The following is an 18,744-nucleotide window of genomic DNA, read 5'->3' as shown; positions in this document are numbered from 1 at the left end:
CACGACGCCGGCACCCGCATGGGTGCCGGCGTCGTGATGATGCCGCGTTGCCGGAAATCCGGCAGGATCTGATGGAGCGTTGCGTCAGGGGGTGCAGGAAGTGATGGCGCGTCCCGGGATGGGTCAGGCCGGGGTGCTGGCCAGCTCCGCCTGCCGCTCCTCCACCAGGGTGGCAACGGCGTTGAACAACGGATGGTCCTTCTCGAGCCCGGTGATTTTCGCCGTGGCATCGGCCGGGCCCGCGGAGGCCAGGATGGCTGCCAGCTCGGTAGCCTCGGCATCCGCGGGATCAGTGAAGCGCAGGGCGGCCGCGATGGCACCCAGCAGGGCCTCCGGCACGACGCCGCGTTCCGCCAGTTCCGCCGCCGGGCCGATGAAACGTTCGTGCCGGCTCAGCTTCCGCAGCGGGGCGCGGCCCACCCGGTTCACAGTGTCCGGAAGGTACGGGTTGGAGAACCGGACCAGGATCTTCTGGACGTAGGCCTCCTGCTCGTCGTTGCTGAACCCGTGCTTGGCCACCAGGAGCTGCTTGGTTTCCTCCAGCACCGCCCGTACGTCCTCGGCCACATCCTGGTCCGCCATGGCGTCCGAGATCTTCTCCACGCCCGCTTCGAAGCCGAGGTAGGCGGCAGAGGCATGCCCGGTGTTCACGGTGAACAGCTTCCGCTCGATGTAGGGCGAGAGGTCATCCACGAAGGTGGCTCCCGGAATCACCGGAACTGAATTGCCGAAGGCGGTGCGGTCGATGACCCACTCGTAGAAGGTTTCCACCGTCACGTCCAGGCCCTGCCCGGCCTCCTGGTTGGGCACGATCCGGTCCACGGCGGTGTTGGCGAAGACCGCCTTGCCGTCGAGAACTGCGGCGGTGACCCCGGGCTGCGAGGCAACCTCCTTGGCCAGGATGTCCGTGGCATTGATGGCGTTCTCGCAGGCCATCACCTGGAGGGGCGCGAGCCCCGGTTCCCTGGCGACGATGCCCTTGGCGATCACGGGCGCCACGAACTTCAGGATGTGCGGGCCCACCGCCGTGGTGACGATGTCCGCCGTCGAGATTTCCTGGACCAGCTCTGCTTCCTGGGCGTTGGAGTTCAGCGCCCGGAAGTTGTCCACGGTGCGTACGGCGGGGTTCTCCCCCACCTCGTGCACCGCATAGCTGTCCGCCTGCGAGAGCCGGGTGATGAGTTCCTCCGCGACGTCCGCGAACACCACCTCGTAGCCTGCGTCATGCAGGAGCAGGCCCACGAAGCCGCGGCCGATGTTGCCGGCACCGAAATGTACTGCCTTCACTATGCGTTGACCTTTCCGAAGAGCTCCAGGACTTCGTCCTCGGACGTGGCAGCCTCCAGCCGGGCCACCTGCTCCTTGTTGGTGAACACCTTGGCGATGGAGGACAGGATGTGCAGGTGTTCGTTGTTGATACCTGCCACGCCCACCACGAACTTCACTTCCTTGCCGTTCCAGTCGATGCCCTCCGGGTAGCGGATGACGGACACCGCGGACTTGCGGATGTGGTCCTTGGCGGCGTTGGTGCCGTGCGGGATGGCCAGGAAGCTGCCCATGTAGGTGGACACGGATTCCTCGCGCTCGTGCATGGCGGCGATGTAGCCCTCATCCACGGCGCCCCGGGCCAGCAGGAGCCGTCCGGCCTCGTCGATGGCGGCGTCGCGGGTGGTGGCCTTACCGGTCAGCACCACGCTCTCGCGGGCCAGGATCTCGGAGGTTCCGGTGGCGGCTTCTGCGCCGCCTGCCGTCGCTCCCGCGGCAGCGGGGGCTGCGTCCACCGGGGCATCGGCGGCGTGGGCACCGTGGGAGGTGCCGGCGTCGGCCGTTCCGCCCTCGGTGTTGCTGTCCCGGACCAGCTCGACGATCTCGTCGTATCGGGGGCTGTTCATGAAGTTGTCCACCGAGTAGTGGACGGCACTGGAGGTGACCGGCTTGGCGCGTTCGGTCAGGTCCTGGTGGGTGACCACAACGTCGTAGGTGTCGCTGAGGTTGGCGATGGAGGCGTTGGTGACCTTGACGTCAGGGAAGCCCGCCGCCTTGATCTTGTTCCGCAGCACCGAGGCGCCCATGGCGCTGGAGCCCATGCCGGCGTCGCACGCAAACACGATGTTCCGCACCGGGCCGGCGAGCACGCCCACTCCGCCGTGGCCGGCGGCCGCACCAGCGGCAGTTCCCGCCCCGGCACCGGTCAGGGTGGAGGCAACCGAGCTCTTCTTGCCCTTCATGGCCTCCATGCGGGAGGTGGCATCGCCAAGGTCCGCCTCGTCACTGTGCTTGGTGGTCTTAAGGATGACCGAGGACACCAGGAAGGAAACGGCAGCCGCGAGCACCACGGAGAGGATCACGCCGAAGTAGCTGTCGCGGGAGGTCTGCGCCAGGACGGCGAAGATGGAGCCAGGCGCGGCCGGGGCCACGAGGCCGGAGTTGGTGATGGCCAGGGTGGCGATGCCGGTCATGCCGCCGGCGATGGTGCCCAGGATCAGCAGCGGGCGCATCAGGACGTACGGGAAGTAGATCTCGTGGATGCCGCCCAGGAACTGGATGATCGCAGCGCCGGGGGCGGAGGCCTTGGCGGCGCCGCGGCCAAAGAACGCGTACGCGAGCAGGAGGCCCAGGCCGGGACCGGGGTTGGCCTCCAGCAGGAACAGGATGGACTTGCCCTGCTCCAGGGACTGCTGGACGCCCAGTGGGGTGAGCACGCCGTGGTTGATGGCGTTGTTCAGGAACAGGACCTTGGCGGGTTCGATGAAGATGCTGGTCAGCGGCAGGAGGCCGTTCTGCACCAGGAACTGGACAAAGTTGCCGGCGGCCGTGCTGAAGGCGGTGACCAGCGGCGAGATGCCGTAGAAGCCCAGCAGTGCCAGCAGGGCACCCCAGATGCCGGCGGAGAAGTTGTTGACCAGCATCTCGAAGCCCGGGCGGATCTTGCCGTCCCAGATGGAGTCGATCTTCTTCATGGTCCAGCCGCCCAGGGGGCCCATGATCATGGCGCCGATGAACATCGGGATGCCGGCGCCCACAATCACGCCCATGGTGCCGATGGCCCCCACCACGCCGCCGCGGACGTCGTAGACCATCTTGCCGCCGGTGTAGCCGATCAGCAGCGGCAGGAGGTAGGTGATCATGGGGCCGACCAGGCCAATGTTGGGCTTCCCGCCGGTCTCACCGAAACCACCGAGCTGCGGAACGGGCAGCCACCCCTTCTCGATGAAGAGGGCGGTGATGATGCCCCAGGCGATGAATGCGCCAATGTTGGGCATGATCATGCCGGACAGGAATGTCCCGAACTTTTGGACGTGCACGCGCGCGCTGGTGCGGGGTTTTGCAACTGTCTCTGTTGCCATGTGATTTCCTAACCGTCATTCCTGCTGCTCCGCAGGATTGGTCCGATGATTACGACGACGTACTGCTGGGTAATGCGGGGTTGTGGGGCTATCCGGCCGGGCTGGTGGAGATCCGGTGGAGCCATTCGAGGAAAAGCTTGAGTTCCGAGCTGGAAAGCTGGTCAGAGTGCGAAGCCTGAAGTGCGGCGTTCAGGGCGATCGCTGCCACCACCACCGAGGACTTCCCGGTGCCGCCCGGGGCCGGGCCGCTGGCGGGCTCGGCGGACACCGCGAAAATCATGGCGTCCCGGGTCATGGTGGACAGTTCGAGGTTGCGTTCGGTGGCGGGCTCCGCAATCAGCATCAGCGTCACGCCCACGTTGGCCGCCAGGATGGACCTGGCCGCTTCCCGGGGCTGGACGTTCAGCTGGCCCGCCGCCGCTGCCTTGTTCAGCATCTCTTCCATCAGCGCCTCGGCATCCGCCACGATGGCAGGACGGCTTTCCGGACGGATGTTGCCGAACATGACCAGGTACAGCTCGGGCTGGTTCAGGCCGAACTGGACGTGGTTGTCCCACATTCTCCGGATGTCCTCAAGGGGCTGTCCGGAGGGGGCGAAATCCCTTTCGCCCGCGACATATTCCTCAAACCCTGCGGCGACGACGGCGTCGAACAGACCTTCCTTGTCACCGAAGTGGTGGTACAGGGTGGGAGCCGAAACCCCTGCCAGTTGGGTGATCTGGCGGGTGGAGACCGGAGCTCCCGCGGATTTTGCCAGCAGTTCCGCGGCAGCACGGAGCAGCCGCATTTTGGGGGGAAGCTGGCCATCCAAACTCATAACCGCTACCCTAGCACCTATAGCGTTGCTATATGAACTGAATCACATACAATTTTTTCAGGCACGTTTCCCGCCCCTGGACGTAGCAGTCCTCCGGCGGACCCGGCACGGCGCCGGAGAACTTGGCGGGCCTGTCTACCGGCAGAGAATGAGGACCTTCAGTGCAGAACTTCCCAGGAGTAGGCGTCAGCCCAGGCCGCGTCATCGGCACCATCCGGCAGATGCCCAAACCCATCAGTGAGCCTCCCGCCGGTGAACAGCTGGCTCCGGACACCACTGCCGAGGAAGCCACCGCAGCGCTGAAGGCAGCTTCCCAGGCGGTGCACGACGAACTGAAGGAGCGCGCCGCGCACGCCATCGGTGACGGCAAGGCTGTCCTGGAGGCCACTGCACTGATGGCCAAGGACACCATGCTGATCAAGGGGGCGGCCAAGCTGGTGGCCCGGGGCGTTTCTGCCGAACGCGCCATCTGGGAATCCGGCTCCTCCGTGTCCGAGATGCTGCACAACCTGGGCGGCTACATGGCCGAGCGGGCCACCGACGTCCTGGATGTCCGTGCCCGGATTGTCGCCGCGCTGCGGGGCGTCCCCGCACCCGGCATCCCCGCCTCCAACACCCCGTTCGTGCTGGTGGCAGAGGACCTTGCCCCCGCGGACACGGCAACCCTTGACCCGAACAAGGTCCTGGCGCTGGTCACCGCCGGCGGTGGCCCCCAGTCCCACACGGCGATCATCGCCCGCTCCCTCGGCCTGCCCGCCGTGGTTGCCGCCGTGGGCGTCGACGAGCTCCCGGACGGCACCGAGGTCTACGTGGACGGCGCAGCCGGCAGCATCACCGCCGAACCTGACGAGACCCTCCGTGCCACGGCGGAAGCCTGGGCAGCCACGGCGTCGCTGCTGGCTGAGTTCACCGGCACGGGTACGACGGCGGATGGCCACCAGGTGCCGCTGCTCGCCAACGTGGGTGGCGGCAAGGACGCCGAAGCTGCCGCCAAGCTCGGAGCCCAGGGCGTAGGCCTTTTCCGCACCGAGTTCTGCTTCCTGGAGCGGGACACCGAACCTTCCGTTGAGGAGCAGGCGGCTGCCTACAAGAGCGTTTTCGATGCCTTCCCCGGCAAGAAGGTGGTGCTCCGCACGCTGGATGCTGGTGCGGACAAGCCCCTGCCCTTCCTGACCGATTCCACGGAGCCCAACCCTGCCCTCGGCGTCCGCGGCTACCGCACGGACTTCACCACCCCCGGCGTCCTGGACCGGCAGCTCGAAGCCATCGCCCTGGCCCAGCAGCAGTCCCAGGCCGACGTCTGGGTCATGGCCCCCATGATCTCCACCGCGGAGGAAGCCTCGCGGTTCGCCTCGATGTGCGCAGACGCCGGCATCAAGACCCCCGGCGTCATGGTGGAGGTCCCCTCCGCGGCCCTGACCGCCGAGGCCATTCTCCGCGAAGTCAGCTTCGCCAGCCTGGGCACCAACGACCTCACGCAGTACGCCATGGCTGCCGACCGCCAGCTCGGCCCGCTGGCCAACCTGAACACCCCCTGGCAGCCCGCGGTCCTGCGCCTCGTGGGACTGACCGTCGAGGGGTCCCGCGCGGAGGGGCACGACAAACCCGTGGGCGTCTGTGGTGAGGCTGCCGCCGATCCTGCCCTCGCCGTCGTCCTTACCGGCCTTGGCGTCAGCACCCTGTCCATGACCGCCCGGTCCCTTGCCGCGGTGGCCGCGGTCCTGAAGACCGTGACCCTGTCCGAAGCCCAGGAACTGGCCAAGCTGGCCCTGTCCGCGCCGAGCGCCACCGAAGCCCGCGCCTGGGTGCGGGAAAAGCTGCCGGTCCTGGAGGAACTGGGGCTCTGACGCCCGCGGGCATGCCGGCCACACCCGGGATAGGCTACGTCCATGGCACTGATAGCCCCCCGCGTCACGGCCGGCCTGCCCGCCGGCGAGGCCCGCAGCCTGACGCGCGCCCTCGAAGACAGCAATGACATCACCGTGTTCGTGGACGGAACGGTCCACCGGCTGCCCGGACAGGCGAGGGACGCCGTCGTGGATCTCCTCGCCAGGCTGGGCCGCGGCGAAACGGTGACCGTGAGCAGCGTGGAGGAGATGCTGACCACCTCCCAGGCGGCCGAACTGGCCGGGATCTCGCACACCTACCTGCGCAACATGACGGACCGCGGCGAGATCCCGGTGGAGTACCGCGGATCGCACCGCCGGATCCGGACGGCCGACATCATGACGTGGCTCGGGAAGCAGAAGCTTGCGGAGCAAAAGCGCAAGCACGAAAAGGACGCCGGCGATCACGCCGGCACGGCCGGGTAGTGCGGCCCCGCATGGCGTGGCCGCGGCGACGGAAAGACGTTTCGCTTCACTCTGCCGACGTGGAAGCAAACGGCTTACAGGGCCGCATCTTCTGGGCTGACGGGACGCCGCCTCCCGGACCGGACGCTGCCGGAGCCCCCGCGGCGCCCGCCTATGTCCTCATCCACGGCATCGGCGTCTCCCACCGCTACCTTCGCCGCCTCCACGGCGAACTCTCCGCCGGTGCCCCCACGTATTCGCTGGACCTGCCGGGCTTCGCCGGGACGCCCAGGCCGGAGCGGCAGCTGTCCATTGCAGACTACGGCGCCTTCATCGCCCAGGCCCTGAAGGCAAGCGGCATTGGCTCCTACATCCTGGTGGGACATTCCATGGGCGTGCAGTTCGCCATCGAAGCCGCCCTCTACGCCCCGGGGCAGGCCCACCGGCTGGTGCTCATGGGGCCGGTGGTGGACGCCCGGTACCGGAGCGTGCAGCGGCAAGGGCTGGCGCTTTTCCTGGACGCCCTCCTCCGCGAAAACGCGTCCTCCAACTGGCTCGTCTTCTCGGACTACTTCCGCTGCGGACCGCGCTGGTACTTCACCGAGCTCCCCGTCATGATGGCCTACCCCACGGAGCGGCGGCTGGCCGGCATCAATGTGCCCGTCCTGGTGCTGCGCGGCAACCACGACCAGGTGGCCGGCGCCGACTGGTCGCTCCGGCTCTCGCAGGTGGTGCCGGAGGGAAGTTTCGTGGAGATCCAACGCGCCGGACATGTGGCCCAGCACCTGCGTCCGCGGCAGGTGGCGGAGGCCATCAAATCCTGGGCCGCGCCGCCCACCGCCGCATCTTGAGGGCGGCGTGCAGTTCCAGCCGGGGCATCCCCTTCAGCGGGTCCACCCCCAGCAGCTGCCGGATCCGCCCCAGCCTGTTGTAGATGCTGCTGCGGTGCAGGTGGAGCTTGGTGGCCACATCCTGGACTGAGCCGTCATTGTCATAGAGCAGCTCCAGGACCGGAATCAGCTCGCCGTTGCGGTCGTGGTCCTCAAGCATCCGGAAGTACACCGACCCGGAATCAGCCCACGCCCCCACCCCTCCCCCGGCGGACGCGAGCAGCTGGTACACGCCGGTGGCCCTGCAGTCCACCAGCTCGCCCAGCTGGGGATCCACCGCGGCGGCCTGGGCTGCCATCCGTGACTGCCGGTATGCCTCGGAGAGCTGGCGGGTCTTGGCGAAGCCTTCACTGATCCCCAGGATGATCCGGTGCACCGGGCGGCCGGAGCGCTTGGCCAGCTCCAGCTGGTAGTGCACCAGGACCTGGGCATGGTTGGCCCGGCCGGTCGATTCGCGGAAAAGCACCACCGAATGCGTCTCCGTGCCGGCACTGAAGAGGGCGGCGTCCACCCCCACCGTGGCCTGGAGTGCGGTGGACCGGTGGATCAGGGTGGAGGCGATGGGGTCCGGGCCGCTGGCCCAGCCGTCCGCGTCCAGCACCGTGACCATCTGCCATGGACCCCTGCCCTGGACTTCCTTCCACCCGGCCACGGCTGCCACGGCATTGGGTTCTCCGGCACAGGCGGCCAGGAATTCCCGCTCACGGCCCCGCCGGAATTCGGATTCGGCCGTGTTCGAGTCGAGCAGGAGCCCGGACAGCAGCTCCAGCTCGTGGTTGACGCCGGGCAGTTGGGTGAGGATCGCCGTCGGGCTTTCCTCCGCCGAGTCCTGCTGCACCCAGAGGTAACCCACCCGGAAGCCGCGCACCATCAGCGGGACGCACACCCGGCCCAGCATGCCCAGGTCCGGGTTGGCCGGAACCACCACGGGCCGCACGGCAGTGGCAATTCCATGGGAGAGCTGCCACGCGCTCACGTCCGCCGGAACCTTCTTGCTCAACAGGAAGTTCACCCGCACGCGGTCGGCATGGGACTGGTTGGAGCTGTAGGCGAGCAGCAGTCCGTCCAGGTCCTCAAGGGAAAGGCCACGGCCCAGCTTCTGCGCCACCTGTTCGACGAGCTGTTCCACACCCTGCTGCTGCATGGGCCAACAGTACTGCCCAGGTGGCCCCTCGGACGAACGGACACGAGGCGACACCTGACGCTTCAGGACTCGACACGTGTCGAGGCAAAGGATTCAAAATCCGCGGAATGGCGCGGTTGGGTGTGCAGCGTCCGATGCAGTTCATGTCGCCTGGCTCACAGCGGGATTTATCGTTGAAACACGAAAATCCTTCCGCCTTTTCGGCCTACCGGCCCCAAAAACTGGAGCAGACGATGATCATCGGCGTCCCCAAAGAAATCAAGAACAACGAATTCCGCGTGGCCATCACCGCGGCAGGCGTCCACGAGTTCCTCACCCACGGGCACACCGTGCTGGTGGAACGCGGGGCCGGCCTGGGCTCGGGCATCACCGACGAGGAATACTCGATCGCCGGCGCCGAGATCGTCAACGAGGCCGATGACGTCTGGGCCCGCGCCGACATGGTGATGAAGGTCAAGGAACCCATCAAGGCCGAGTACCACCGCTTCCGCAAGGGCCTGATCCTCTTCACCTACCTGCACCTGGCTGCCGAGCCGGAGCTCACCACGGAGCTCATCAACTCCGGCGTCACCGCCATCGCCTACGAAACCGTCCAGGAAGGCCGGTCCCTCCCCCTGCTGGCACCGATGTCCGAAGTTGCCGGCCGCCTCTCCGTCCAGGTCGGCGCCACCTCCCTGATGGCCCCCGCCGGCGGCAAGGGCGTCCTGATGGGCGGCGTGCCCGGCGTCCGTCCCGCCAAGGTGGTTGTCCTGGGCGCCGGTGTTGCCGGCACCAACGCCGCAGCCATGGCCCTGGGCCTGGGCGCCGACGTCACCATCCTGGACATCAACATCAACCGCCTGCGCGAACTGGACGCCCAGTACCAGGGCCGGTTGAAGACCGTTGCCTCCAACACGTACGAGATCGAAAAGTCTGTGGTGGACGCTGACCTGGTGATCGGTTCCGTCCTCATCCCCGGCGCCAAGGCCCCCAAGCTGGTCACGAACGACCTCGTGGCCCGGATGAAGCCCGGCTCCGTCCTGGTGGACATCGCCGTGGACCAGGGCGGCTGCTTCGAGGACACCCACCCCACCACGCACCAGGAACCCACGTACAAGGTGCACAACACCATCTTCTACTGCGTGGCCAACATGCCTGGCGCCGTACCCAACACCTCCACGTACGCGCTGACGAACGTCACCCTGCGCTACGCGGTGTCACTGGCAAACCTGGGCGTCAAGGCCGCCTTCGACCGCGACCCCGCCCTGGCTGCGGGCCTCAACATCGCCGCGGGCCACGTGGCACACCACTCCGTGTCCGAGGCTCACAACCTGCCCCTCGTCGCTGACTGGCACGAGCTCGTCTCCGCCTAAGGCCCTCCCTTCATCGATTGCTCCGTACTTGTCGTTTTGGACCCCCGGAACGACAACTACGGAGCAATCGATGAGTCATTTAACCCCAAGCTCCCTGGCCCTCTCGATGATTTTGAGGACCTCGACGGCGTCTTCCGGGTTGACCGGGAGGGGCAGGGACGACTGTGCGCCGCCGTCGAGGATCCTGGCTGCCAGCAGGCGGTAGAACTCCGGGTAGTTCCCGCGTTCGGTGGGCAGACGGTCCAGGTGTCCGTCGCGGCCCAGGAGCCCGGCCCACTCAGGCGCCTCCACGCCGTAGTCCCCGTCCAGCGGGCTGCCACCCGCCACGATGTAGGGCTCCTGCGGGTCCACGCCGTTCTTGGTGAAGCCGCCGATCGAACCCAGCACCCGGAAGCGCGGCCCCTGCTGGGCGCACAGCACGTTCATGGCCAGGTGGCTGATCACTCCCGACTGGTGTTGCAGGACCAGGAAGACGTCGTCGTCAGCCCGCTCATCGGACCGCCGCGCCTGCAGTTCCGCGTGGAGGACGGTGGCCGGGCCGAACAGCTGCAGTGCCTGGTCGATCAGGTGGCTGCCCAGGTCGAACAGAACGCCTCCGCCGTCGGAAGCGGTGGCCCGCGCTTTCCAGGCTTTGGCGATGGCCGGGGACCACCGCTCGAACCGCGACTCGAACCGGGTCACCCGGCCCAGGGCCTCGGCCGCCAGCAGCTTTTGGAGGGTCAGGAAATCCCCGTCCCACCGGCGGTTGTGGAACACGGTGAGCACCCGGCCCAGATGCCCCGCCAACGCAATGAGTTCCTCGCCCTGCGCGCTGGTGACCGCGAACGGCTTGTCCACCACCACGTCCAGCCCCGCCTCCAACGCGGCCTTTGCCAGGGGGAAATGGGTCATGGGCGGCGTCGCCAGGACCACCAGGTCAAGGTCCGCTGCCCGCCTGACGACGTCAGCGCCGTCGCGCACCACCTCCACCCCGGGAAGCCGGGACGAGGCACTTGCCTGCCGCCCGGCGTCGGACGTTGCAACGACGTCCAGCGAGTAGCTGGTGTTGGCTGCCAGCAGCGGCGCGTGGAAGACGCTGCCGGCAAGCCCGTAGCCGACGACGGCGGTGCGGATGGTGCGGGGGGCGCCTTCAGTTCCGGTCATGGAAGCAACGCTACCCCCGGTCCCGCGTGGTTAAAACGCCTGGTTAAAAGAAGCCGGCACCCCTGGAAGACCAGGGGTGCCGGCTTGTCGATCGGGCTGCGGGGGGTTACTTCTTGACCCAGCCGATGGTGGTCCAGTCCGGGACCTGCGAGGTGCTCTGGAAGAGGGACGGACCGTAGTTGGCCAGTCCGGTGCGGACGAAGGAGATCTGCGGGCCGTTGAAGACCACGCCCATGGAGTAGTACTTGGCCATGTGCTCCTTCTCCACGTCCATGGCTGCCTTGTTGCGGGCTGCGTTGTCCTCGATGGAGGCGAGGTCGGCGATCTTCTTGTCCAGCTCGGCGTCGCCCAGCTTGTTCTCGTTGACCTTGGAGTCGTAGTACTGCTTGACGGCGTCGGTGGCATCCGGGCCCACGGTGTAGCCGGAGATGCTCAGGTCGAACTCGCGGCTGCCCAGCACCTTGCCGAAGTCGGCGGAGGCGCGCTGGTCAATGCCCACATCCATGCCGCCGGCCTGGAGCTGCTTCTGCAGGGTCTGTGCCACGGCCAGGGTGGTGGGGTCGTCGCCGAAGTTGCTGATCTTGAAGGCAGCGGGCTTGCCGTCCTTCTCCATGATGCCGTTGGCGTTGGCCGTGTAGCCGGCGTCAGTGAGGACCTTCTTGGCGGCATCGGCACCGGTTTCCTTGACCGGGTAGTTGTCCTGGTAGTACTCCGAGAACGGCAGGAGCATCATGGAACCGCTGCTGGGCTCCTCCCAGTTCAGGCCGTTGAAGCGGACCTTACGGAGGGCTTCGCGGTCCACGGCAGCGAAGATGGCCTTGCGGACGTTGACGTCGGTGATGCGCTGGGCATTCAGGTTCAGGCCGCCGGCGAAGAGGCGCTGGCCGCGGCGGATGTCCGCATCCTTGGTGCCGTCCAGCTGCTTGTAGAGCGAGATGGTGTTGGCGGACATGGCATCGATCTCACCGTTCTTGAAGGCGGCGATCTGTGCGCTGGTTTCCAGCTGGCGGAAGGTCACGTTGGCCAGGACCGGCTTCTGGCCCCACCACTTGTCGTTCGGAACCATGGTGACCGTCTTGGCGGCGGTGTCGTACTGGTCCAGCTTGAAGGGGCCGGCCATCCACTCCGGGTGCATGTTGCCGTTGAAGCCCTCGTTGAAGATCTCCGGGGTGTTGACGGCCGGGTGGATGAGTCCGAAGAAGAGCGAATCCACGGGGAAGACCGGGCGGCTGGTCTTGACGATGACTTCCTTGTCGCTGCTGCCCGCCTCGACGGAGTCAACGAACTCATAGGCGCCCGAGCTGACGATGTCGTAGCCGGCATCCGGGCTCTTGAGGATGTTCCAGGTGTTCTTGAAGGCCTTGACGTCAATGGGCGTGCCGTCGTTGTAGGTGGCCTTGGGGTTCACCTTGATGGTGATGGTCTGCTTGCCGTCCTTGACCACGCTGTCCACCGACTCGCAGAAGTCCGTGTTGGGCGTGACCTTGCCCTTGAAGTCAACCTTCCAGCAGCCGCCGATGCCGCCGCTGTTCATGGCGATCGGGTTCATGGGGATCTGCAGGGCGGAGTTGTCCGCGCTGTTGCCGTTGTTGGAGAATCCGTTGAAGTCCGGGCCGATGTTGCCCAGCGGAAGGGTGACCTTGCCGCCCTGCTGGAGGTCGGACGCCGGCTTCTCGTTGATGCTGATCAGCTTGGACAGGTCGCTTCCGGATTCCTGTCCTTTGGCTGTTTCGGGGCCGCTGGCACCGCCACCGCCGCAGGCCGTCAGCGCCAGGGCCGCAGCAACGGCTGCAGCTCCGCCGATCCTGTTCAGTTTCCTCATGGTTTTCCCTTCATTGGTGCGAGTGGTGGTGCTTTGGGGTCGAAAAATCCTAGGGCGCATGGTGGTCTACCGGTTCGTGGACCACCAGCATGTCCTCGTCCAGCTCCCCGTCCGGGAAGAAGCAGGCGAACTGCTGGTCCGTGGCGGAGGACGCCGTTTCCAGGGGCGGTTCAAGGGTGAGGCACTTCTCCTGCTTGGCCGGCGGGAGTGCGGCGAAGACGGGACAGCGGGTGGCAAAATTGCAGCCCTTCGGTGCCTGCAGCGGCGAGGGCAGGTCGCCCTGGAGGATGATGCGTTCGCGGGTGCGTTCCAGCTGGGGGTCCGGCACGGGGATCGCGGAGAGGAGGGCGCGGGTGTAGGGGTGGCGGGGGTTGTCGAACACCCGTTCCACGGCGCCGATCTCCACGATCTTTCCCAGGTACATGACGGCCACCCGGTTGGAGATGTGGCGGACCACCGAGAGATCGTGCGCCACGAGCAGGTAGCTCAGGCCCAGTTCGGCGCGCAGGTGGTCCAGCAAGTTAATGACACCGGCCTGGACGGAGACATCAAGGGCCGAGACGGGCTCGTCCAGGACCACCAGCTTGGGGTTCACGGCCAGTGCGCGGGCTATCCCGATCCGCTGGCGCTGGCCGCCGGAGAACTGGTTGGGGAAGCGGTTGACGTGGTCCGGCTGCAGGCCCACGAGCTTCATCAGCTCCATGATCCGCTTCCTGATCGCGGCCCGGTCCATGCCCGCGTTCTGCAGGGGCTCGGCAAGGACTTCGTACACCGTGAACCGCGGATCCAGTGCGCCCGTGGGGTCCTGGAACACCATCTGGAGTTCGCGCCGCATTTTGGCTTTGGTCCGGGCATCGGCCGCCTGCTTGTTGCTCAGGCCGCCAATGACCACCTCGCCGTCCTGGTCCGGGTGGAACTCCATGATTTCCAGGAGCGTGGTGGTCTTCCCCGAACCCGATTCGCCCACGATGGAGAAACATTCGCCTTCGCGGATATCGAAGCTCAGGCCGTCCACGGCCTTAACCGTGCCGATCCTCCGCTTGATCAGGGCGCCCCTGGTCAGCGGGAAGTGTTTCCGCACGTCCGTGAGCTGTAGGACGGTGGACCGCTCCTCCCTGGGAATGGCGTCGAAGCGGGACACCGGCACGGGCGGCGCAGCGAATACGTCGTGCACATCCACGGTTCCGCCGAGTGAGCCGGACTTGATGCACGCCGCGCGGTGCCGGGCGCCGTCGTCAACGGGTGCCAGGGCGGGCTCACCGTCCAGGCACGCCTCCGAGGCCAGGGGGCAGCGGGCAGCGAACGAGCAGCCGGTGGGGGCGTGCAGCAGGTTGGGCGGCATGCCCTCGATGGGAACGAGCGAGGATTTCTCTGCCACATCCACGCGGGGCACCGCGCCCAGCAGGCCCATGGTGTAGGGCATCCGCGGGTTGTAGTAGATGTCATCCACGGCACCGGTTTCCACCGGCCTGCCTGCGTACATGACCATGATGTCGTCTGCCATCCCGGCCACCACGCCAAGATCGTGCGTGATCATGACGACGGCGGCGCCGGTCTCCTCCTGCGCCGTGTGGAGCACCTCCAGGACCTGGGCCTGGATGGTGACGTCCAGGGCCGTGGTGGGCTCATCGGCGATCAGGACCCGGGGGTTGTTGGCTATGGCGATGGCGATCATCACGCGCTGGCGCATGCCGCCGGAAAATTCGTGCGGGAAGGCCTTCAGCCTGTCCTTGGGGCTGGGAATCCCCACCATGGCCAGAAGTTCGACGGCGCGGGCTTCCTTGGCCGTCCTGCTCATGGTGGGGTGGTGGATGGTGAGCGCTTCGATGATCTGGGTGCCCACGGTGAACACCGGGGTGAGGGATGACAGCGGGTCCTGGAAGACCATGGCGAGGTCGTTGCCGCGGTACTTGCACATGTCCTTGTCGCTGAGGCCCAGCAGTTCCCGGCCCTTGAGCCGGACGGAGCCGGAGACCTGGGCCGTGGGCGCGAGGAGCCCCATGATGGCCAGGGACGTCACGGACTTGCCGGACCCCGATTCGCCGACGATCCCGAGCGTCTTGCCCGGCATCAAATCGAAGTCCACGCCCCGGACGGCGTGTACGACACCGTTCTCGGTGTTGAAGCGGACGTTCAGGTCGCGGACGGACAAGACGGCGTCGCCGGGGGCGTGGAGCCCTGCCACGTGCAGGCGCTCCACGGCTGGACGCGATGGGTCCGTGGCTCCGGTGGTGGTTTCGCTGCTCATGCCGCCTTCTTTTCCGCGGTAATTTTCCGGGTTTTGGCTTTCTTTGCCTTGCCGCTGGAAGTGGAGGTGGGGTCAAAGGCGTCGCGCAGGCCGTCGTTCATCATGGCCAGGGAGCCGGTCAGCAGGAACATCACGGTGAGCGGCACCCAGAACATCCAGGGGAAGGTCTGCACCTGGGAGGTGGCCTGGCCGATCAGCACGCCCAGGCTCACGTCCGGGACCTTGATGCCGATGCCGATGAAGGAGAAGGCGACCTCGGCCAGGATGGCTGCGGTGACGCCGCGGGTGATGTCCAGGATCAGCAGCGAGCCGATGTTCGGGACCAGGTGCCGCCAGACGATCCGGCGCGGCGGGACACCCATGTACTGGGCCGCCTTGACGAAGTCACGCTGCATCAGCGACATGGACATGGAGCGGATCAGGCGGGCGGTGCCCATCCAGCTGAACACCAGCAGGACGATGATGAGCAGAAGCCACGAGGGCAGGTCGCGTTTCAGGCCGGCACCGCCGCCGCTGGTGGCTACAGCAACCACCAGGAGCGCCGGCATCATGATCAGCGCTTCCAGGATGAACAACATGACCTTGTCCACCTTGCCGCCGAAGTAGGCCATGGTGCAGCCGTAGACCGCGGCGATCAGGACCGACACCAGGCCCACCACCAGGCCGATCAGGATGGAAATCCTGGTGCCCTCCACGGTCATGGCGTACAGGTCGATCCCTGCCTGCGACGTCCCGAGGTAGTGGTCGGCCGACGGGGGCATGCCGATGTTGAAGGGGTCGATGGTCTCCTTGTCCCATTGGGTGAAGAAACCGCCGATGAACGAGAAAACGGTCAGGGCCAGGAAGATGGCCAATCCGGCCACTGCGGTCTTGTTGCGCAGGAAGCGGCGGAAGATGATGGTGGTTTTGCCAATGACGACGTCGGCGCTTTCCAGGTGCGCGTCCTGCGCCACTGCTGCCGGGTCAACGGCGTTCAGGTTGGTCATGGCTACTGCACCCGCACTCTCGGGTCGACAAGCGTGGTGGCGAAGTCCGCGAGGATGGCGCCCAGGGCGAAGATCACGGAGCCGTATGCCAAGGTGGCCGTGGCCGCGTTGACGTCCTGCAGCGAGATGGCGTCGATGCTCCAGGACCCCACACCCGGCCAGGCGAAGATCTTTTCCGCGAAGAAGCCGCCGGCGAAGATGGCCGGGATGGTGAAGGCGATGCTCTGGGCCACCGGAATGAAGGAGACGCGCAGTGCGTGCCGGGCAATGGCCTGGTTGCGGGTCAGCCCCTTGGCGCGTGCGGTGCGGACAAAGTCGGCGTTCACGTTGTCCAGCAGGTATTGCCGCTGGGCAATCTGGTACGCGCCCCACCCCACAAGGGTGATGGCAACCGTGGGGACTGCATAGTGGGCCAGCATGTCCACGAACTGGGCCCAGCCCGGCGCGATGCCGGGGGTGGAGATGCCGGTGACGAAGAAGATCCGGTCGCCCACGGATTCGTTGATGTTGATGGCGCCCAGCTGCACCAGGAAGTAGGCGATGGGCGCCGGCACGATGTACGCGAGGTAGCTGTAGGACGTGATGACCCGGTCCTGGAACTTGTACTGGCGTGCCGCCGAATAGACGCCGAGCGCGACGCCGATGACCAGGGTCAGGATGATCGATGCCAGGAAGAGCCGGGTGGAAATCCAGACCCGGTCCCCGAACTCGGCGTTGATGTAGGCGCCGTTGGGGCTGCGGCCCCAGTCCCAGCGGGTGACGATTCCGGTGAGCCAGTCAACGTAGCGCTCCCACGGGCTGAGGTCCGGGTCCAGGCCCTTCAGCCGCATGGAATTGGCCACCTGCTCCGGGGTGGGCCGGGGGATCCGTTCCTGCTCGAGCAGCGCCGGCTTAAGCGAGCTGACGGCCAGGAAGTAGCCGGCGGACGTGGTGAGGAAGATCATCACCACATACGTGATGCCGCGCTTGGCGAGGTACTTGAGCATGGGCGCTGCTGGATCCTTCCGTCTTCCCCGGACAAGCACGGGTTGTGCCGCCTCACCGGGTCCTGCACCAGCGGGTAGCTGGCCTCCCGCAGCCCTTAGGGCAGGTCCTGGTGGACTATGTCGCGGGTCACATTCCAGAGGAAACTATCACAAGCCCCAACCCGAAAAGTGCGGGAATCCCCGGAAATCGGACGCGCCGTATCAGATCGTTATGAATAGTTCTGTGAAGCCCGCGTGACTGGACGCGGGGGAACGCCATCGCGTAACCTACGCGCCCGTGACAACCCGTGTCACAAGGTCGCGCCAGGATGTTGCCAGCCGTTCGCGTGTGACGCCGTGTTCACGGATCAGTTGCAGGAGCCGCTCGGGATCGAGGGTGGCGTTGAGGGATCCGGCCATCAGCCAGGGTTCCGGGGATTCCACCCCGCCTTCCCGCAGCAGCATCTCCACATGCCGGTCCCAGAGGGCGGCGGCAGGTACTTCGAACTTTCCCCTGGAAGCATTTCCGGCAGCAAGCACCAGGTCCCCGTATTCCACCACGTAGGCGATCCGCTCGGTTCCGAAGGCGATCAGCCGGTCGAGCGGCGGAGCACCTGGCCCCAGTGGCGGCGGTCCGAACAGGAACCGGGCTTGAAACGCGGCCTCGGAGTCGTTCAGCAAGGTCAGCATCAATCCGGCCCGGCTGCCGAAGCGGCGGAAGACGGTGCCCTTGCCCACGCCGGCCTGTTCGGCAAGCCGGTCCATGGTGAGCGCAGCGGCTCCACCCTGCTCGATCAGTTCCCGGGCAGCCAGCAGGAGGCGTCCCCGGTTGCGGGCAGCATCACTGCGTTCCGCGGCCGTTACCGGGGTCATTCCCGGCCGCACTGGGATGGAACTCACACAGATAGTGTAAGCATGGGGAATATAAACGGACTACGGTCCGTTTAGTCTGGTGAAGGCTCCGCGAGCCTGAAGTTTGACCGATAGCGGCCCCCGCCGCTCCCCTAGCCAGGAGTTCCCATGACCAAGAGCACAGTACTTACCCTTGTCGGCAGCCTCCGCGCCGAGTCCACCAACCAGAAGCTGGCCGAAGCCATCCAGCTCAACGCCCCGGAGCAGGTGGACGTGGTGATCCACGAGAGCCTGGGCAACATCCCGTTCTACAACGAGGACATCGACGTCGAGGGCCGGGTCCCTGCCGCCGCCGCAGCCCTGCGCGCCGCGGCCGAGGAAGCCGACACCGTCCTGCTGGTCACCCCCGAGCACAACGGCACGGTTCCCGCCGCCCTGAAGAACGCCATCGACTGGCTGTCCCGCCCCTTCGGCGCCGGCGCCCTGGCCGGCAAGCCCACCGCCGTCGTCGGCACCGCGTTTGGCCAGTACGGCGGCGTCTGGGCCCAGGATGAGGCCCGCAAGGCTGCCGGCATTGCAGGTGCCCGGATCCTGGAGGACGTCAAGCTCGCCGTCCCCGGTTCCATGGTGCGCTTCGCCGAAGTCCACCCCAAGGACGACGCCGAGGTTGTAGAGCAGATCAAGGGCATCTTCGACACCCTTGCCGCAGCAGCTCCCGCCGCATAATCCCCCTGGCGCAGCGCCCGGCACGCAGCCCGCGTGCCGGGCGCTGCTGCATCCGGTATTGCCGTGACCAACTCTTGTCCCAAACGGTACCGTGCGGACATCTCCGCCGGCCGGCGCCGCCGTAGCGTTAATCCCCTGGACCTACCGGATCGGATTGCGGT

General features: G+C 66.6%; 15 protein-coding genes. 5 read left to right on the top strand and 10 right to left on the bottom strand.

The genetic code is table 11. The features are described 5' to 3' along the window. Nucleotides 1–123 precede the first annotated feature (123 nt). The 3 genes from AB0280_RS12215 to AB0280_RS12205 form a co-directional block, all read right to left on the bottom strand. Entirely contained in the window at nucleotides 124–1,287 is a 1,164-nt protein-coding gene (locus AB0280_RS12215; protein ID WP_307490964.1) for a mannitol-1-phosphate 5-dehydrogenase, read from the bottom strand. Further along, nucleotides 1,287–3,347 carry a PTS mannitol transporter subunit IICBA gene (locus AB0280_RS12210; protein WP_307490962.1) on the bottom strand — a complete coding sequence of 687 codons (2,061 nt, stop codon included), beginning with the start codon at nucleotides 3,345–3,347 and terminating at the stop codon, nucleotides 1,287–1,289. Before AB0280_RS12210 ends, AB0280_RS12215 begins: the two co-directional genes overlap by 1 nt. A gap of 88 nt (nucleotides 3,348–3,435) precedes the next feature. Further along, entirely contained in the window at nucleotides 3,436–4,164 is a 729-nt protein-coding gene (locus AB0280_RS12205) for a TetR/AcrR family transcriptional regulator (protein WP_307490960.1), read from the bottom strand. Nucleotides 4,165–4,325: 161 nt separating this feature from the next. Here AB0280_RS12205 and ptsP point away from each other — a divergent pair, with 161 nt between their 5' ends. From ptsP to AB0280_RS12190, 3 genes are read left to right on the top strand one after another with little or no spacing between them, the layout of a single operon-like run. After that, on the top strand, nucleotides 4,326–6,011 hold the full coding sequence (gene ptsP, locus AB0280_RS12200) for a phosphoenolpyruvate--protein phosphotransferase (protein ID WP_159629671.1): 1,686 nt from the start codon (nucleotides 4,326–4,328) through the stop codon (nucleotides 6,009–6,011). A gap of 42 nt (nucleotides 6,012–6,053) precedes the next feature. Continuing rightward, the gene (locus AB0280_RS12195) at nucleotides 6,054–6,476 is read left to right on the top strand and encodes a helix-turn-helix domain-containing protein (RefSeq protein ID WP_224023726.1); all 423 of its coding nucleotides are present in this window, start codon (nucleotides 6,054–6,056) and stop codon (nucleotides 6,474–6,476) included. A gap of 11 nt (nucleotides 6,477–6,487) precedes the next feature. Continuing rightward, nucleotides 6,488–7,306: an alpha/beta fold hydrolase gene (locus AB0280_RS12190; RefSeq protein ID WP_307490955.1), complete on the top strand. Its 819-nt coding sequence runs from the start codon at nucleotides 6,488–6,490 to the stop codon at nucleotides 7,304–7,306. On the opposite strand, the gene AB0280_RS12185 is transcribed toward AB0280_RS12190, so the two are convergent. Further along, nucleotides 7,269–8,489 carry a PucR family transcriptional regulator gene (locus AB0280_RS12185; RefSeq protein ID WP_159629666.1) on the bottom strand — a complete coding sequence of 407 codons (1,221 nt, stop codon included), beginning with the start codon at nucleotides 8,487–8,489 and terminating at the stop codon, nucleotides 7,269–7,271. The two genes, AB0280_RS12190 and AB0280_RS12185, sit on opposite strands and share 38 nt — an antisense overlap. 233 nt (nucleotides 8,490–8,722) lie before the next feature. On the opposite strand from AB0280_RS12185, the gene ald reads away from it, so the two are divergent. Continuing rightward, nucleotides 8,723–9,841, top strand: coding sequence for an alanine dehydrogenase (gene ald / locus AB0280_RS12180; RefSeq protein WP_275182015.1), 1,119 nt, complete (start codon nucleotides 8,723–8,725; stop codon nucleotides 9,839–9,841). Between the two features lie 75 nt (nucleotides 9,842–9,916). On the opposite strand, the gene AB0280_RS12175 is transcribed toward ald, so the two are convergent. From AB0280_RS12175 to AB0280_RS12150, 6 genes are all read right to left on the bottom strand, one after another. Beyond that, entirely contained in the window at nucleotides 9,917–10,984 is a 1,068-nt protein-coding gene (locus tag AB0280_RS12175; protein ID WP_366367366.1) for a Gfo/Idh/MocA family protein, read from the bottom strand. A gap of 106 nt (nucleotides 10,985–11,090) precedes the next feature. Continuing rightward, a complete protein-coding gene (locus tag AB0280_RS12170; protein ID WP_224023733.1) occupies nucleotides 11,091–12,806 on the bottom strand; it encodes an ABC transporter family substrate-binding protein in 1,716 nt (571 codons plus the stop codon). A 49-nt stretch (nucleotides 12,807–12,855) separates the two neighbouring features. Next, entirely contained in the window at nucleotides 12,856–15,054 is a 2,199-nt protein-coding gene (locus AB0280_RS12165; RefSeq protein ID WP_366367365.1) for an ABC transporter ATP-binding protein, read from the bottom strand. Then, entirely contained in the window at nucleotides 15,051–16,040 is a 990-nt protein-coding gene (locus tag AB0280_RS12160) for an ABC transporter permease (RefSeq protein ID WP_366367363.1), read from the bottom strand. Before AB0280_RS12160 ends, AB0280_RS12165 begins: the two co-directional genes overlap by 4 nt. A 2-nt stretch (nucleotides 16,041–16,042) precedes the next feature. Further along, the gene (locus tag AB0280_RS12155) at nucleotides 16,043–17,026 is read right to left on the bottom strand and encodes an ABC transporter permease (RefSeq protein WP_224023739.1); all 984 of its coding nucleotides are present in this window, start codon (nucleotides 17,024–17,026) and stop codon (nucleotides 16,043–16,045) included. A 267-nt stretch (nucleotides 17,027–17,293) separates the two neighbouring features. Next, nucleotides 17,294–17,905 (bottom strand): TetR/AcrR family transcriptional regulator, encoded by a 612-nt coding sequence (locus tag AB0280_RS12150; protein WP_425328604.1) that lies wholly within the window; start codon nucleotides 17,903–17,905, stop codon nucleotides 17,294–17,296. Between the two features lie 120 nt (nucleotides 17,906–18,025). Here AB0280_RS12150 and AB0280_RS12145 point away from each other — a divergent pair, with 120 nt between their 5' ends. Next, the gene (locus AB0280_RS12145) at nucleotides 18,026–18,583 is read left to right on the top strand and encodes an NAD(P)H-dependent oxidoreductase (protein WP_366367361.1); all 558 of its coding nucleotides are present in this window, start codon (nucleotides 18,026–18,028) and stop codon (nucleotides 18,581–18,583) included. Nucleotides 18,584–18,744: the final 161 nt, after the last annotated feature.

The organism is Pseudarthrobacter sp. 902506025 (assembly GCF_040702325.1).
Lineage (GTDB): Bacteria > Actinomycetota > Actinomycetes > Actinomycetales > Micrococcaceae > Arthrobacter.
The sequence above is the reverse complement of the archived record's forward strand: the minus strand, read 5'-3'. Positions and strand labels throughout refer to the sequence as shown.

Bases quoted from the DNA above. Each gene is read 5' to 3' on its own strand.
- AB0280_RS12210 (WP_307490962.1), bottom strand. From the start codon at position 3,347: ATGGCAACAGAGACAGTTGCAAAACCCCGCACCAGCGCGCGCGTGCAC.
- AB0280_RS12205 (WP_307490960.1), bottom strand. From the start codon at position 4,164: ATGAGTTTGGATGGCCAGCTTCCCCCCAAAATGCGGCTGCTCCGTGCT.
- AB0280_RS12195 (WP_224023726.1), top strand. From the start codon at position 6,054: ATGGCACTGATAGCCCCCCGCGTCACGGCCGGCCTGCCCGCCGGCGAG.
- AB0280_RS12190 (WP_307490955.1), top strand. From the start codon at position 6,488: ATGGCGTGGCCGCGGCGACGGAAAGACGTTTCGCTTCACTCTGCCGAC.
- AB0280_RS12185 (WP_159629666.1), bottom strand. From the start codon at position 8,489: ATGCAGCAGCAGGGTGTGGAACAGCTCGTCGAACAGGTGGCGCAGAAG.
- ald (WP_275182015.1), top strand. From the start codon at position 8,723: ATGATCATCGGCGTCCCCAAAGAAATCAAGAACAACGAATTCCGCGTG.
- AB0280_RS12175 (WP_366367366.1), bottom strand. From the start codon at position 10,984: ATGACCGGAACTGAAGGCGCCCCCCGCACCATCCGCACCGCCGTCGTC.
- AB0280_RS12170 (WP_224023733.1), bottom strand. From the start codon at position 12,806: ATGAGGAAACTGAACAGGATCGGCGGAGCTGCAGCCGTTGCTGCGGCC.
- AB0280_RS12165 (WP_366367365.1), bottom strand. From the start codon at position 15,054: ATGAGCAGCGAAACCACCACCGGAGCCACGGACCCATCGCGTCCAGCC.
- AB0280_RS12160 (WP_366367363.1), bottom strand. From the start codon at position 16,040: ATGACCAACCTGAACGCCGTTGACCCGGCAGCAGTGGCGCAGGACGCG.
- AB0280_RS12155 (WP_224023739.1), bottom strand. From the start codon at position 17,026: ATGCTCAAGTACCTCGCCAAGCGCGGCATCACGTATGTGGTGATGATC.
- AB0280_RS12145 (WP_366367361.1), top strand. From the start codon at position 18,026: ATGACCAAGAGCACAGTACTTACCCTTGTCGGCAGCCTCCGCGCCGAG.